The organism is Paenibacillus sp. 01T422, from assembly GCF_056398785.1.
Genome location: NZ_JBFTQB010000174.1, coordinates 1 through 14,827, shown reverse-complemented (window position 1 = coordinate 14,827; position 14,827 = coordinate 1). Strand labels below are relative to the sequence as shown.

The following is a 14,827-nucleotide window of genomic DNA, read 5'->3' as shown; positions in this document are numbered from 1 at the left end:
ATAATAAACTGCATTGACGTCCTATTATAGACATGTTAGCATATGTTTATTCATAGAATTAGCTAAACAAAGGCAATTTCAAATCGTTTTATTTTAGCGAAAATTCATCTCAACAATTTAATTGTTTAGCTAAACTTATCAGGAGGCACATCCATGAAAAAATTAAAGCTGGGTTACGCACCGACTCGCCGATTCGTTTTTAGCGCTGATGACGCATTTAAGTACAAGGTACTCATTAGGGAACAAATCCAAAACTTCGGATTAGATATCGATATTGTCGATCTGGAGGGGATCAATTCAGAGGGCCTTCTCTATGACGATAACATCAACGCGGATCTCATCATCAATCGCTTCAAGCAAGAGGAAGTGGATGCCGTATTTTTCCCACACTGCAACTTCGGTACGGAAGACACGGTTGCGCGGGTGGGTAAAGCGCTAGGCAAGCCTGTACTGCTATGGGGGCCGCGCGATGAAGCTCCGCTCGAGGATGGCATGCGCCTGCGAGATACACAGTGCGGTTTATTCGCAACGGGCAAGGTGCTTCGGCGCTTTAATGTACCGTTTTCTTATGTGACGAATACGCGTGTGAATGACCCTGTTTTTGAAAGGGGTTTCTCAAATTTCATTTCTGCGGCGAATGTTGTTCGCCAGTTCCGTTCGCTGCGCATCCTGCAAATCGGCCCGAGACCGTCGTCTTTCTGGACGATGATGTGCAATGAAGGGGAATTGCTGGAGCGTTTCGGTATCGAGCTGCACCCGATTACACTCGTTGACATTCAGCGTGCTACGAAGCGCATCGAAAACGGTCAATCTTCAGAATTGGCGCAAGCGATGGATTACATCAAGGAGAGGCTGGACTGGTCAGAAGTGACAGAAGCAGATGTGAGACGAATTGCCGCGCTGAAAGTAGCCATGAAGCAGTACGCACAACAAACAGGCAGTACGGCGATTGCCATTCAATGCTGGTCATCACTGCAGGAAGCCATGGGGATTATGCCTTGTCTGGCGAATGCCATTTTGACTGATGAACAGATTCCGGTAACGTGCGAGACTGACATCCATGGCGCAATTACTTCCGTTATGGTTCAAGCTGCAGCGATGAATGAAGCCCCGACTTTTTTTGCCGATTTAACTGTACGCCATCCCGAGAACGCCAACGGTGAATTGCTGTTCCATTGCGGGAATTTTCCAGTGTCTCTATCGGTTGAAAATAAACCAAAGCTGCGCAAGCATTTCTTGTTCGATGATCATGCGCCAGGAACTCACGAAGGTGAGATTAAAGGTGGCGGCATGACGCTGGCTCGTTTTGACGGCGATCATGGCGATTATCAATTATTCCTTGGGAAAGCCAAGGGAATTCAAGGTCCTTATACACGTGGATCTTATGTATGGGTTGAAGTGAACGACTGGCCGCTATGGGAAGAGAAGCTTGTGAAGGGGCCGTATGTGCATCATTCCGTCGGCATTCATGCCAATGTCATTCCTGCTTTATATGAAGCATGTTCGTATATCCCTGGGTTGTCCCCTGACCCTGTTGATCCAACGGAAAGCGAAATTCAGGCTTGGCTGCGAGGCAAAGGCCTGTAAATAAGGAGGACATATGGAAATCAGAGCGCTTCAAGCGAAAGCAACGCAAATCAGGATGGATTTATTGCAAATGATTGCTGGGGCACAAACAGGTCACACCGGGGGTTCGCTTAGCAATACAGATATTTTAACGGCACTCTATTACCGCGTGATGAATATTGATCCAGCGAAACCAAAGGCGGTAGACCGCGACCGATTTATTTTGAGTAAGGGGCATTCGGTAGAATCTCTGTGGTCGATCCTTGCGGATCGCGGGTTTTTCCCGAAAGATGAATTGGCGACCTTCAGTAAATTCGGCACGAAGCTCATCGGGCATCCGAACAACAAAGTGCCAGGCATCGAGATGAACACAGGCGCGCTTGGCCATGGACTTGCGGTCGCGGTCGGTATGGCACTTGCCGCGAAAAAAGACGGCGCAGCCTATCGAACTTATTGTCTCATGGGAGACGGCGAGCAAGCGGAAGGTTCGGTATGGGAGGCCGCGATGGCGGGATCTCACTACAAACTAGATAATCTAATTGGCATTATCGACCGCAATCGTTTGCAGATCAGCGGCTCCACGGAAGACGTTATGGGCTTGGATCCTCTTGAGGACAAGTGGACAGCTTTTGGCTGGCATGTTGTTTCGATCGACGGCAACGATATGCAAGCTTTGGTCGAGACTTTCGACGCCGTACCTGCACAGAGTGGCAAACCAACGCTTGTCATGGCCAATACGGTTAAGGGCAAAGGTGTTTCTTTTGCAGAAAATGTTCCACACTGGCATCATCATGTACCTAACCAAGTTGAATTGGAGAAAGCTCTGGCAGAGCTCGCTGCCGCATTCGACAACTACGAGCAGAAAGGACAGGTGAGCTAACATGAACACGATTCCAAATCGGCAGGTCATTTGCGACACATTGCTCGAGAAAGCACAGCATGACCGCTCCATTATGGTGCTTGCCAGCGATTCGCGAGGTTCGGCAGCGATGGGTCCTTTTGCCAAAGCATTTCCAGAGCAATTCGTTGAGGTGGGCATCGCTGAGCAAAATATCGTCGGAATTTCCGCAGGGCTTGCCCATAGCGGGAAAAAGCCGTTCGTAACGTCTCCGGCTTGTTTCCTCAGCATGCGCAGCATTGAGCAAATTAAAGTGGACGTAGCTTATTCAGCTACGAACGTGAAACTGGTGGGAATCAGTGGCGGCGTCAGCTACGGCGCACTTGGCATGTCCCATCATTCCGTACAGGATGTTGCTGTTATGAGGGCGATACCGGGCATCGCTGTTATGATGCCAGCTGATCGGCATGAAACGAAGCGGATGACGGAAGCGCTTGTTGAGCACGAAGGCGGCGTTTATGTTCGGATTGGCCGCAACGCCGTGGAAGATGTTTATGAATCAGACGACTACGAATTCATCATTGGCAAATCCGTGCAAATGCGCGAAGGCAGCGATGTGACGATCATTGCGGCAGGGGAAACGGTTCGTGTGGCTCTGGATGCTCATGAAGCATTGAAGGAAGCGGGCATATCTTGCCGAGTGATCAATATGCATACGATCAAGCCTCTGGACGCAGAAGCCATCATCCAGGCGGCGAAAGAAACGGGGCACATCATTACAGTGGAAGAGCACAGTGTTCATGGCGGGCTTGGCGCAGCAGTGTCCGAAGTGGTCGTTCAAAATTGCCCCGTACCGATGCGCATCATAGGGATACCGGATGAGCCGGCGATCGCTGGGAAAACAGCCGAGGTTTTTGCTCATTATGGCATTAGCAGGAGCAATCTTAAGCGTGTGGCGCTTGAAATGCTCGGCAGACAGGACTAACGGCGATGGAAAAGTGCTATCTGCTCGCGATCGACCAAAGCACATCAGGAACGAAAGCGCTCGTTATTGACCGCGCTGGCCAGATAACGGCTCAAAGCGCGACCCCACATCGCCAGCACTATCCGCGCCCGGGCTGGGTCGAGCACGATCCAATTGAAATTTACGCGAATGTGATTCGCTCTGCGCATGAAGCTTTGGCGATAGCTGGAATCGGGCCGGAATCGCTCGCTGCCTTAACGATCACGAACCAGCGGGAAACGGCTGTGCTGTGGGATCAAACGACAGGGCTTCCGGTACATGCCGCGATCGTATGGCAGTGTCAGCGAACCGCCGACCAGTGCGCCGACTATCAGAGGGCTGGGCAAGAGGAGATCGTGCGCAGCAAGACGGGGTTGATGCTTGATCCCTATTTCTCCGCTGCGAAATGGGGCTGGATCTTGCAGCACGTGGAGGGAGTGCGCGATAAGCTGGCGGCAGGCAAGCTGCTCGCAGGCACGATCGACAGCTGGCTGCTGTGGAAGCTGAGCGGAGGCAAGGCGCATGCGACGGATTACACGAACGCCAGCCGCACCTCGCTTTTTAATATCCACACGTTACAGTGGGATGAGGAGTTGTGCGGCCTCTTTGGCGTGCCGCCGCAGCTGCTTCCTGAAGTGAAAGCCTCGGACGAGATCTTTGGCTACACGGAAGATAGGGAATTATTCGGCGATTGCCGTGTTCCTATCACCGGGGTGATCGGCGACTCGCAGGGGGCTTTATTCGGCAATCAGTGCTTTGAGACAGGCATGGCCAAAGCCACTTACGGCACAGGCACATCGGTGCTGATGAACGTAGGCGAGAGTCCGATCCCGTCTGGCAACGGACTTGTGAGCGCCATTGCTTGGGGCCGAAGCAGCAAAGTGACGTATGCTGTTGAAGCCGTTATCCGCACCTCGGGTGACAGCTTGACCTGGGTTCGGGATAATTTGGGCTTGTTTCGTACGTTTGAGGAGATGGAGCAGTTGCTTGAGCATACCCCTGATAGTGAAGGTGTATATCTGGTGCCTGCCTTCGTCGGACTTGGTGCTCCTTATTGGGACGCTTATGCCAGAGCTTCCATTACAGGGATGAATCGTGGGACGACCAAAGCGCACATCATTCGGGCAGCGATTGAAAGTATTGCTTTTCAGGTGCACGATGCTGTTAAACTAATGGAAAGTGAAACGGCTGTCGCGCTCCAAGAACTGCGGGCAGACGGCGGCGCCTCTGATAATGTGAATTTGATGCAATTCCAAGCTGACTTGTTAGGTACAAGGGTCGTGAAATCGGAGATTGCGGAATTGTCCGCTCTTGGCTCTGCTTATTTGGGCGGTGTTGGAATCGGCTTTTGGCCATCGCTCGAAGCAATTGGTACAAAGCGAGAAGGATATATTTCGTATCAGCCGAAAATGTTACCGGAACTGCGCGAAGCCCATTGTTCGGGCTGGAGAAAGGCAGTATCCTCTGTTTTAACTCGGAATGCCTAGATACAAGAAGGAGAGATAAGCGATGCCGCACGATTTTATGCCATATGAGGTTCCAGAGCAAAAGCAGGTTCGTGTCATTATTAATACCGATGCCAAATGCGAGGCGGATGATCAATACGCGATCGTACATGCGATTTTATCACAACGCTTACAAATTAAAGGTTTTATAGGCGCTCACTTCGGTGCAAGAAGCGCCACTTCGATGGAAGAATCTTATGAGGAAGTTGAACATGTGCTCCAACTCATGGGGATGAGAGACCAATATGGCGTCTATCGGGGGGCACCTCACAAACTTCCGGATGTTCATACACCTGTACCATCTGAAGGCAGCCAGCTGATTATCGACGAAGCGATGAAGGAGGATTCAAGGCCTTTATTTGTCACTTTTCAAGGACCCTTAACCGATCTGGCTAGCGCTTATTTACAGGAGCCAAGAATTGCGGATCGTCTTATCGCTGTTTGGATTGGTGGGGGTACGTATCCTGAGGGGCATGAGGAATTCAATTTATCCAATGATGTCGACGCCGTCAATGTCGTTTTCAATTCACCGATTCCGTTATGGCAAGTTCCTAAGAATGTTTACGAAATGGTGCGCGTTGGCATCGCCGAGCTTGCTATCAAAGTTCGTCCTCATGGCCGCATCGGCAACTATTTATTTGATTATCTTGTCAATCACAACATGAATAACGGGCATCGACCGCAGTGGCCAAAAGGAGAAACCTGGGTGCTCGGCGACTCACCAGCCGTTTCCCTTCTGCTGGAGGAGCAAAGGTTCGATTATGAGATGATCGAGGCGCCGAATGTCGATGCCGAAATGCGATATATGGCTAAGGCAGGCAATCGTAAAATTCGTGTGTACCGGAGTGTGGATTCCCGCTTTATTTTGGAGGATTTCTACGCTAAATTGGCGTTGTTTGCTCTCTATGAGAAGGAGCGGGATTCACAGCATCGTGAGGAGTAGCTCCGATGGTCGGCCAGCTCGGGAAAGACACACCGTAACGTTGTTTTACGCCGCTAAAGTAGCTGCCCCGCGCAACCAGCACGCGTTAGCGCTGTAAAACAAGCTTAAATGTCGCGTGGGGCTCCATTCCACGCCAGAGMCACGYCGAAACGTTGTTTTMCACGCCARAGMCACGYCGAAACGTTGTTTTACGCCGCTAAWGTAGCTGCCACGCGCAATCWGCACGCGTTAGCGCTGYAAAACAAGCTTAAATGTCGCGTGGRGCTCCATTCMACGCCMAWGCCACGYCGWAACGTTGTTTTACGCCGCTAAAGTARCTGCCACGCGCAAYCAGCACGCGTTAGCGCTGYAAAACAAGCTTAAATGTCGCGWGGAGCTCCATTCCACGCCGAAACGTCGTTGCCCGACTCCCCCAACCCCAGCTGAGAAAGCTAAACCAGCTGTCTCACAGCCAAAAATTCCCCCATTCCCAGCCGTAAAATCCTCCAATCCTTTCCGAGAAAGCCCAAAAGGCCGTCTCGCTTTTCAACAGTCCACGTTGAACCGCTCCAAACGCTTCGTAATGCTGGGACTAGCGGACGATTTATGAAAGCGTTTCAGTAAAAAACGCTTCATTCTGATCCTTTATTATTTTTTCACCGAAATCTGAAATACTTCAAATCTCCATTTATATCCTTTCTTCAGCTGCTGAAAACATAGGTTTTTACGCGATATAAGGAATTAACGAATTACAATTCTACATATATCCAGTTTCATAAAAGCATGGTATGATGTGTGATGTTACAATATTTCGTATACGAATGATTTTGAGTGTGCAAGAGGGGGGCGCGTTTTGGAAGAGGTTAAAGAACTTGTGGCTGAACTTACGAGGCTGCATAAAGTACGGGCTTCTTTACTGTATCGAGAACTTCAGCGAGAAGAGCTTACAGGACCTCAGTTATTTATTTTACGGGAATTATTCCAGAAGCAACCAAGAAAGCTTGGTGATCTTGCCCAGTCTGTCCAACTCAGTAATAGCACAGTATCTGGTATTGTAGATAGGCTGGAACGAGATGGGATGGTGGAACGCAATAGAGATGAGCAAGATCGCAGGGTGGTCTGGATTTGTACGACAGATTTCTGTCAACAGATGAAGAAATCGAAGGTTGAGACGATGAACAATGAGTTTTATGCAGGTCTAGAGAATGTCTTTACACCCGAGCAGATTGCGACTTGCAAAGAAGTGGTCGGTACACTGATTAAACATTTGGAGAAAAAGCTGGAGGGAACGGAATGAAACGTAAATTAATTTTAATTATTATTCTGGCTGTTATTGTAATTAGTGGAGCCTATATCGGCGCTTATTACTGGTATCAAGGTGCTAACTACGTGGCGACGGACAATGCCCGGATTTCTGGGGATATCTATCGTGTCATGCCTAGAATTTCTGGCAAAATTAACACGCTTGGCATTAAAATGGGGGATTCGGTTGTGGCGGATCAAATCGTTGGGCAGCAAGATATTACGAACTTATCAAATAGTTTATTAGATCAAGCGTCATTACGCTCTCCGATTAGTGGAACAGTCATTCAAACTTCTGCTAAGGTTGGCGAAGTAGTGGCTCCTGGACAGTCTATTGCTATGATTGTGGATAAAAACGCCCTATACGTATCCGCAGATATTGACGAGACGAAGATCAAAAAAGTTCATGTCGGACAGCTGGTAACGATTGACATCGATACGTATGGCAAAACAGAGTTCCAAGGAAAAATAATGGAGATTGGTCAAGCAACAGCTTCTACATTCGCTTTGCTTCCGACAACAAGCTCAAGCGGGAATTTCACGAAAGTAACACAACGTATGAGTGTAAAAATTTCTATAGACGATCATAAGGGATTGGATCTAGCACCGGGAATGAATGCTTCGATCAAAATCCATATCAAAGGGGAGTAAGGATTGCCCATGAAAAAACATCTTAACGTCGTTATATCTTTAAGTGTTCTGGCCGGTTCCATGATACTTGCGAGTGGATGCACATCTTCGTCGCCTAGTAGTGCACAGTCAACTGTGCCTTCCGTCAAGGTAATTACAATCAACAGTGCGAATGCCGTCGGAGCGAGTGGTAAGTTAGCATCAGATCAAACCGTTCAAGTCGTGTCCAAAATCGGTGGGAAAGTTGCCGCTGTTTCCGTAGAAGAAGGCGCAAAAGTGAAAAAGGGCGATGTGCTTGTGCAGCTCGATACCGAAGATTTGCTCCAACAGCTGGATCAAGCGCAAGCAGGACTGACGGCTTCGCAAGCCAAATTGGCGGATACGGAAGCTGGTGCACGTTCACAGGATTTGCAGGCGGCAATGTCAGGTGTTGACCAAGCCAAAGCAGCTGTTAATCAAGCTAAAGCAGGAGTATCGCAAGCACAAGCCGCTTATGATCTTGTGACCAAGGGATACAATCATGCCAAGAACTTTTATGATCAAGGCGAGGTTACTTCGGACGAATTGGATAAAGTAACGCTTGATTTTGAAAAAGCTAAATCAGCTAATGATTCCGCTCTTTCTCAACAGCAAGCAGCGAATGCGCAATTATCTGCGGCAGAAGCGAAGCTAGGCTTAGTTAGAGAAGGTGCAACGGCAAATACATTAGAACAATTGAAAGCTGATGTAACCGCTAAACAAGCTGCTTTGAATCTCGTTCAGATCGCTGTGAAAAATGCGGGAGTCGTATCCCCTATCGACGGTGTCATTGTTAAAAAGAACGTAAATGCAGGAGAAATGGCGCAAGCTGGTGCTGCTTTATTGACCGTTGTAAATATAGATAAAGTGAAAGTTGAAGTTAGCGTGCCTGAAGGAATGATTAATTCGATCAAAGAAGGAGCCAAAGGAAACGTTGTTGTTCCTAGTGTTCCAGGTAAATCGTTCGAAGGAACGGTTTCCTTTGTAAGCCCGGTATCTGATACGAATAATAATACATTCCCAGTTAAGTTGACGGTAAACAACCCAGATGGAACCTTGCATGCAGGTGCTGTAGCCAGCGTTGACTTCGGAGGCAGCAGCAGTGAAACTCGCGTTGAAGTGCCGAAAGTTGCGCTTATTCAAAAAGATGGCAAATCCGTGGCTTTCAAAGTAAGCGGTGACGCCGTTCAATCTGTAGTGCTGCAGACTGAAGATAAGAACCAAGATTGGGTTTACCTCAAAGGAGACTCGGCTCTGAAACCGGGAGACAAAATCGTCTTGAACCCAGGTGACAAGCTGACAGACGGAGCTAAGGTTCATGCCGAGTAAAGGAGGCTGCTACAATGTCAACAACAACGGCAGATACAGCTACTCCGGCAGTTGAGCAGCAAGAGGAGAAGATCACAGTCTACCAGTGGTTAGCACTGTTAGTGCTCATTCTGGGTACATTTCTAGCCATTTTGGATAATAGTTTAATGAACGTTGCGATACCAAAGCTCATGGCTGTATTCGGTTCAACATCTACGGAAATTGAATGGGTTGTTACGGGTTATATGCTCGCTTCAGCTGTTGTTGTTCCTATGGGTGGTTTTCTAGCGGACCGATTCGGTTACAAAACAACGTTTCTATCAACGGTGACTGCTTTTATCATCGGTTCCGTATTATGTGGGATCGCTTGGAGCGACACGAGTCTTACTATTTTCCGAATTATTCAAGGACTTGGCGGCGGCTTTATTATGCCAGTCGGTATGGCGATGCTTTACCAGATCATGCCTCGCAGCAAAATTCAAGTAGCGATGGGGATCTGGGGGATTGCGGCGATGGCAGCGCCTGCGATGGGACCAACCTTAAGCGGATATTTAATTGATAATTTTAGCTGGCGGTATTTATTTTACATCAACGTTCCAATTGGTATTATCGCCGTTGGCCTTGGTTTAATTATCTTGAAAGAGACACCGAAACGTGCAGGACTGAAATTCGATTATGTCGGCAGTATCTTGTGTATGATTGTTTTCAGTACGCTGCTATTGGCACTAACGGATGGTCAAGTGGAAGGTTGGACTTCTTTCTATATCGTGAGTTTGTTCTTCGTCTCAATTTCAAGTTTTATCTTATTAATTTACATCGAGCTTGGTAAAGAGAATCCGATTATGGATTTTCGTTTATTCAAAAACTCTGTCTTTACGTTAAGCTTGGCAGCTTCGAGTTTCGTTATGATTTCGATGCAGGGCGGGATCTACATGATGCCAATTTTTCTGCAAAATGTAACGGGATTGACGCCTATGCAAACAGGGCTCGTGATGATGCCGCAATCGATAGCAATGGCTTTCATGATGCCTATTGCAGGGAAACTTGTGTCAAAATACGGGGTCGTGCCTCTGAGTATCGTAGGTTTGGCTATTATTGGCTTTACGACTTTAGAGATGCATGTGCTTTCTCAGCAAACGTCTACACATTGGATCAGCGGTTTGCTAGTGATCCGGGGTATCGGTATTGGGTTGTGTATGATGCCATTATCTTCAGCTGGGATGAATACGTTGCCCAACCATTTGATCGGCAGAGCTTCCTCTGTATCCAATGTTGTGCGTAACGTCATGGCATCGCTTGGTATTGCCTTGCTGACTAGTATTATGAATAACAAATCAACGCAGTTCGGAGTAAGATTCAATGAATCCATTTCTACGAATACATCTGCGTATGCTGATTTTCAGACGAATGTTGTTCATCGTTATCTAGAACTCGGAACGGATGCAAGTACGGCTTCCAGTGGTGTTATCGGCGTTTTATTCGGACTCGTACAAAAAGAGGCTTTGACAAGGGCCATTGCTGACACCTTGATGGTATCTGCGGTCCCGGCTTTCGTTGCGATTGTCTTGGTTATTTTTATGCGGAAGAGAAAGAAAAGTCAGGCGGCCGAGCAGGAAGCTACCAAAGATTCTGATGCTCAGCACCATGTGATGATTGAAATGTAAAACGCTTAGGAGGAACGGGAAAATGAAAATTCAATTCAAACAAGTAGCTATGACGCTCGTTCTGTCATCGGCATTGCTGATGTCAGGACTTCCAGCGCTGGCAGAAGGAACAGATGCGACGGTTGCTCAAACAATCGCAGCTCCCGTCTACAAGATAAGCGATAACCTTCAAGTTGCAATCGAAGGTGTCACTAGCGAGAAAACAGCAAACGGAGTGCGTCTCGGTTCTGTTATTAGAATCATAAACACCAGCAATCAGACCCTTCGCATCCCCGACTATGAGCTTAAAGTAAAAACCACGGATGGTACCGTGTATACCTTACGCTCAAGCAGCGGCAATGCACACGGGGTACAACCTGAGTCGGAAGTCGAATTAACTTATTTGAAAGTGATTAACCGTCAAACAGAAGTGGATCTAAGCGATCTGTCGCTGATTGATGTTAACTATGATGTGTATCCGAAACAGGAAACTGTCCTGTTTTCTGCTCCCATCGACGGGCTGGTATGGAACGGAAATCGCGGAGAGTTTAAAAAGGCACCTACGCCTATCAAGTGGGGAGAAACGTTCAGCATCCCAACTGTGAATTCGCCATTGCAGTACAAAACGGTTGATATTACCAAAAGCAACAGTAATGAAGGCGTTGTGTATGTTGTGAAGCTTTTGGTAACCAATCCAAACGATCAATCCGAAACATTGCCAGCGATTGAATTGGATGGCAAGTCCAAAACGAATCTGTATACAGGCAAACAGGTTGAAGCGAATCCTGTTGTGTTAGACGCAGGCCAGAGTAAATATGTACACTACGCTATTCGCGCAGATATGGATACCGTGCTGGACAGTATCAATGTCCTGACATCCGAAAGCTTTACGCAAGCAGATGCATCAGGTAATGTAAAAACATCTGCATTCTCGATCGGGAAGCTGAATGTTGAGCTGCCAGGTGCTGCTGGTGCCACTGGCAGCTATACTTTCGGAACGCCGATTACGTTTGAGAAGTGGAATGACGTTATTAATCAAGATCTTGATGTAGCCTTGGTAGAACTTCATGTTACGGACAACAAAGATCAAGGCAGCAAAGTAGCTTTTGCTAAATTTACTTTGACCAACAAAGGTGTAAGTGACATTCCTGTCCCAGCTTTCCAAACGATGTTGTCGAGCCCAACTGGCTATGATTACACAGGTTCCAGACAAAATGATGCTCAGAAGTCTATCGCGCCTGGAACTTCAACGGTTGTCAGTTATGCATTTGTTCTGCCTGTGTCTGAGACAAGTGATAAATTCACGATGAAAGTGCAGAATGAAATCAATGGACAAGCGGGCGGAGAAACCAAACCAACGTTCAAGTCAACCATTGCCTCTTATCAGGTAGCTGTGCAGGAGCCAGAGGATAGACACGAAATCTCCTTGTATCCGTATAAGGTTAATCTGAAAGACTATATGTTGTCTCAAATGACGGTCCCTGGTCAAACAATTGCTATCAATTACACTTATAAATTACAGCTGTATATGGATCTCATTCGTGATCCCAAGGTGTTGGTAGACAATAACTTCTCCAAATTGAAATTTGAGCTGGTTGATCGTTCTGGAACTATTTTGGGTTCTAAAATATTCCCATTCACTGGCACTGACCGTTTAGTTAATGGCAAACAAACGTTAACTTTCAGCAACTTAACGACGGATCAAATTCAAAACAATGTATTAGTTAATGTTTATGAAGTGTTGAATACACCTTCAGGGGAAGTAGATCGACTGATTGCAGAATTGAAATAAATGATGGAAGAGGATGTCCCGGAAACCATGAAAATGGCGGGGGGCAGCCTCTTTTTTGTAGTTAACGCCGATTACTCCTGTTATTTTCGGGGAATTATCCAATTTTAGGCGGCCAATTGGATCGTTCTCTTGTATATTGAACAATTGGTTTCACGAGTGCTTTCTGCCATAGCGAATTCTCGCTTGGTTTGATGAAATTTGTTATTGGCAGATGAGGTGGAAGTTGGCTGTAGGGTGTATAGAGTGAGAGGAAGGTGGAAGGTTGGTAACGTAACTAATTTTTTTGACTGCACCGAGTCAAGGAGCCGAGAGGCTCCTTTTTTGTGTTTTTTTGCGAAATCGCCGATTGATTTGGAGAAATCATCCATGATCCTACATAAAATCATCATGCGTTTTCTCATTTTACGCATAGGAACAGGCTTATCCTTCGATTAGGCTTAAGGAAGAGATGCATCTCACCATAACCATAATGGAGGGTCAATGAATGAAGAAAATGTTAGCTTCCACAATGACCGTCATGTTGATGAGCACAATGATCGCCTGCTCCCCTCAGACGGAATCTACGCCTGCAACGAAAGACACGAAATCGCCTGGAGCGGCAACCGCTACCACGTATCCGATCAAGACGGATAAAACACTTACCTACTGGGGCGAGTTAAACGGTAACTTAACGGGTGTCAAAACAACCCATGGCGATGTGCCTTTCTTCCAGGATTGGCAAAAGAAAACGGGCGTACCGCTTAAATTCACGGCGCCACCGACAGGACAAACGAAAGAAGCGCTTAACGTTATGCTGGCGTCCGGAGATTTGCCGGATATGATCGAGTACAACTTCCTAAGCGATTTCCCAGGTGGGCCTGAGAAAGCGATTAAGGATGGCTACATTCTCAAATTGAATGATTTGATCGATCAATATGCACCTAATTTGAAGAAATACTTAAAGGAACACCCGGAAACTGACAAAATGATCAAAACGGATAACGGCAGCTACTATGCGTTTCCTTTCATAAGAGGGGATGAATATCTCCAGGTTTTCCAAGGCCCGATTATTCGTAAAGACTGGTTGGACGAGCTGGGACTTCCTGTGCCAGAAACAATTGATGAGTGGACGACGACGCTCAAAGCGTTCAAAGAGAAGAAAGGTGCGGCCGCACCGCTTTCGTTCATCTCTAAGCCGCGTTTCTTCAATGAATCTTATAATGGCGCATTCTTAGGAGCTTTTGGCGTTAATCGCGGATTCTATCTAGAGAACGGAGACATTAAATTCGGACCTGCAGAAAAAGGCTTCAAAGAGTATTTGAGTTTATTTAACAGCTGGTACAAAGACGGACTTCTGGATAAAAATATTGCCACAGTCGATACGAAAGCGCTGGATGGCAGCTTCGCTTCAGGCGGAACGGGCGCAAGTATTGGCAACGCAGGCGGCGGGATCGGGAAATGGCAGCCGCTCGTTCAAACCAAAGATCCGAAAGCGCAATTGGTCGCAGCGCCGTATCCGGTGCTGAAGAAAGGCGATTTGCCGAAATTCGGGCAAAAGGATAGACCTTATTCTTCCGGAGGGATCGTAGCCATTACTTCCAAAGCGAAAGATCCTGAGCTAGCTACAAGGTTGCTCGATTATGGCTATAGCGAAGAAGGTCGCATGTTCTTCAACTTCGGAACAGAAGGCGTAAGCTACAAGATGGAGAGCGGCTATCCGAAATATACGGACTTGTTGATGAAGAATCCAGATAAATTAGCTCCTGCACAAGCGATGTCTATGTACGTACGCGGTAGCTATAACGGTCCATTTATCCAAGATAAAAGGTATGCGGAACAGTTCTTTACGATGCCTACACAGCGGGAAGCTGTGGATATTTGGAAGAAAACGGACGCTGACAAATACAGCTTGCCGCCATTGACGCCAACACCGGAAGAGAGCTCGGAATATGCGAAAATCATGAACGACATCAACACATTGGTCGATGAGATGACGCTCAAAATCATTTTAGGCAACGAGCCGGCTAGTCAGTACGAAAGCTACATTGCCAAAATGAAGTCACTAAACCTGGATCGCGCGATAGCGATTCAGAAAGCAGCACTTGACCGCTACAACAAGCGGTAAGCAGGGGAATRCAGAAAGGGAGGGCTTCCATGCCCTCTCTGCTACTTTGAATTGGGGTGAGGATGAAGGTGGAGAATGCCAGACCGCTTGAGAAATCGCAGCTTGCTAGGAAGAAAGTGGATGTCAACCGTTATGTCCGGGACTTTGTTTTAAATAAATATTTATATCTAATGATGGTTCCTGTTCTTGCTTATTA

At 47.2% G+C, this 14,827-nt stretch carries 11 protein-coding genes; all 11 read left to right on the top strand.

Features of this window, described 5'->3' with window-relative positions:
- Window positions 1–153: 153 nt before the first annotated feature.
- The 11 genes from AC1DUA_RS12310 to AC1DUA_RS12260 all read left to right on the top strand — a co-directional run bounded on the left by AC1DUA_RS12310 (window position 154) and on the right by AC1DUA_RS12260 (window position 14,631).
- Window positions 154–1,587 carry an L-fucose/L-arabinose isomerase family protein gene (locus tag AC1DUA_RS12310; RefSeq protein ID WP_477500029.1) on the top strand — a complete coding sequence of 478 codons (1,434 nt, stop codon included), beginning with the start codon at window positions 154–156 and terminating at the stop codon, window positions 1,585–1,587.
- A 13-nt stretch (window positions 1,588–1,600) separates the two neighbouring features.
- A complete protein-coding gene (locus AC1DUA_RS12305; RefSeq protein WP_477500028.1) occupies window positions 1,601–2,446 on the top strand; it encodes a transketolase in 846 nt (281 codons plus the stop codon).
- A gap of 1 nt (window position 2,447) precedes the next feature.
- Window positions 2,448–3,389 (top strand): transketolase family protein, encoded by a 942-nt coding sequence (locus AC1DUA_RS12300; protein WP_477500027.1) that lies wholly within the window; start codon window positions 2,448–2,450, stop codon window positions 3,387–3,389.
- A gap of 5 nt (window positions 3,390–3,394) precedes the next feature.
- The gene (glpK, locus tag AC1DUA_RS12295) at window positions 3,395–4,894 is read left to right on the top strand and encodes a glycerol kinase GlpK (RefSeq protein ID WP_477500026.1); all 1,500 of its coding nucleotides are present in this window, start codon (window positions 3,395–3,397) and stop codon (window positions 4,892–4,894) included.
- Window positions 4,895–4,916: 22 nt separating this feature from the next.
- Window positions 4,917–5,855 (top strand): nucleoside hydrolase, encoded by a 939-nt coding sequence (locus AC1DUA_RS12290; RefSeq protein WP_477500025.1) that lies wholly within the window; start codon window positions 4,917–4,919, stop codon window positions 5,853–5,855.
- A gap of 832 nt (window positions 5,856–6,687) precedes the next feature.
- Window positions 6,688–7,131: a MarR family winged helix-turn-helix transcriptional regulator gene (locus AC1DUA_RS12285; RefSeq protein WP_477500024.1), complete on the top strand. Its 444-nt coding sequence runs from the start codon at window positions 6,688–6,690 to the stop codon at window positions 7,129–7,131.
- Window positions 7,128–7,787 carry an HlyD family secretion protein gene (locus AC1DUA_RS12280; RefSeq protein WP_477500023.1) on the top strand — a complete coding sequence of 220 codons (660 nt, stop codon included), beginning with the start codon at window positions 7,128–7,130 and terminating at the stop codon, window positions 7,785–7,787. Before AC1DUA_RS12285 ends, AC1DUA_RS12280 begins: the two co-directional genes overlap by 4 nt.
- A gap of 9 nt (window positions 7,788–7,796) precedes the next feature.
- Window positions 7,797–9,113, top strand: coding sequence for an efflux RND transporter periplasmic adaptor subunit (locus AC1DUA_RS12275; protein WP_477500022.1), 1,317 nt, complete (start codon window positions 7,797–7,799; stop codon window positions 9,111–9,113).
- A 14-nt stretch (window positions 9,114–9,127) separates the two neighbouring features.
- Window positions 9,128–10,756 (top strand): DHA2 family efflux MFS transporter permease subunit, encoded by a 1,629-nt coding sequence (locus AC1DUA_RS12270; RefSeq protein WP_477500021.1) that lies wholly within the window; start codon window positions 9,128–9,130, stop codon window positions 10,754–10,756.
- Between the two features lie 22 nt (window positions 10,757–10,778).
- Complete coding sequence (locus AC1DUA_RS12265; RefSeq protein WP_477500020.1) at window positions 10,779–12,527, top strand: hypothetical protein; 1,749 nt, start codon at window positions 10,779–10,781, stop codon at window positions 12,525–12,527.
- 484 nt (window positions 12,528–13,011) lie between these two features.
- Window positions 13,012–14,631, top strand: coding sequence for an extracellular solute-binding protein (locus AC1DUA_RS12260; RefSeq protein WP_477500019.1), 1,620 nt, complete (start codon window positions 13,012–13,014; stop codon window positions 14,629–14,631).
- Window positions 14,632–14,827: the final 196 nt, after the last annotated feature.

Bases quoted from the DNA above. Each gene is read 5' to 3' on its own strand.
- AC1DUA_RS12310 (WP_477500029.1), top strand. From the start codon at position 154: ATGAAAAAATTAAAGCTGGGTTACGCACCGACTCGCCGATTCGTTTTT.
- AC1DUA_RS12275 (WP_477500022.1), top strand. From the start codon at position 7,797: ATGAAAAAACATCTTAACGTCGTTATATCTTTAAGTGTTCTGGCCGGT.
- AC1DUA_RS12280 (WP_477500023.1), top strand. From the start codon at position 7,128: ATGAAACGTAAATTAATTTTAATTATTATTCTGGCTGTTATTGTAATT.
- AC1DUA_RS12260 (WP_477500019.1), top strand. From the start codon at position 13,012: ATGAAGAAAATGTTAGCTTCCACAATGACCGTCATGTTGATGAGCACA.
- AC1DUA_RS12290 (WP_477500025.1), top strand. From the start codon at position 4,917: ATGCCGCACGATTTTATGCCATATGAGGTTCCAGAGCAAAAGCAGGTT.
- AC1DUA_RS12270 (WP_477500021.1), top strand. From the start codon at position 9,128: ATGTCAACAACAACGGCAGATACAGCTACTCCGGCAGTTGAGCAGCAA.
- glpK (WP_477500026.1), top strand. From the start codon at position 3,395: ATGGAAAAGTGCTATCTGCTCGCGATCGACCAAAGCACATCAGGAACG.
- AC1DUA_RS12300 (WP_477500027.1), top strand. From the start codon at position 2,448: ATGAACACGATTCCAAATCGGCAGGTCATTTGCGACACATTGCTCGAG.
- AC1DUA_RS12305 (WP_477500028.1), top strand. From the start codon at position 1,601: ATGGAAATCAGAGCGCTTCAAGCGAAAGCAACGCAAATCAGGATGGAT.
- AC1DUA_RS12265 (WP_477500020.1), top strand. From the start codon at position 10,779: ATGAAAATTCAATTCAAACAAGTAGCTATGACGCTCGTTCTGTCATCG.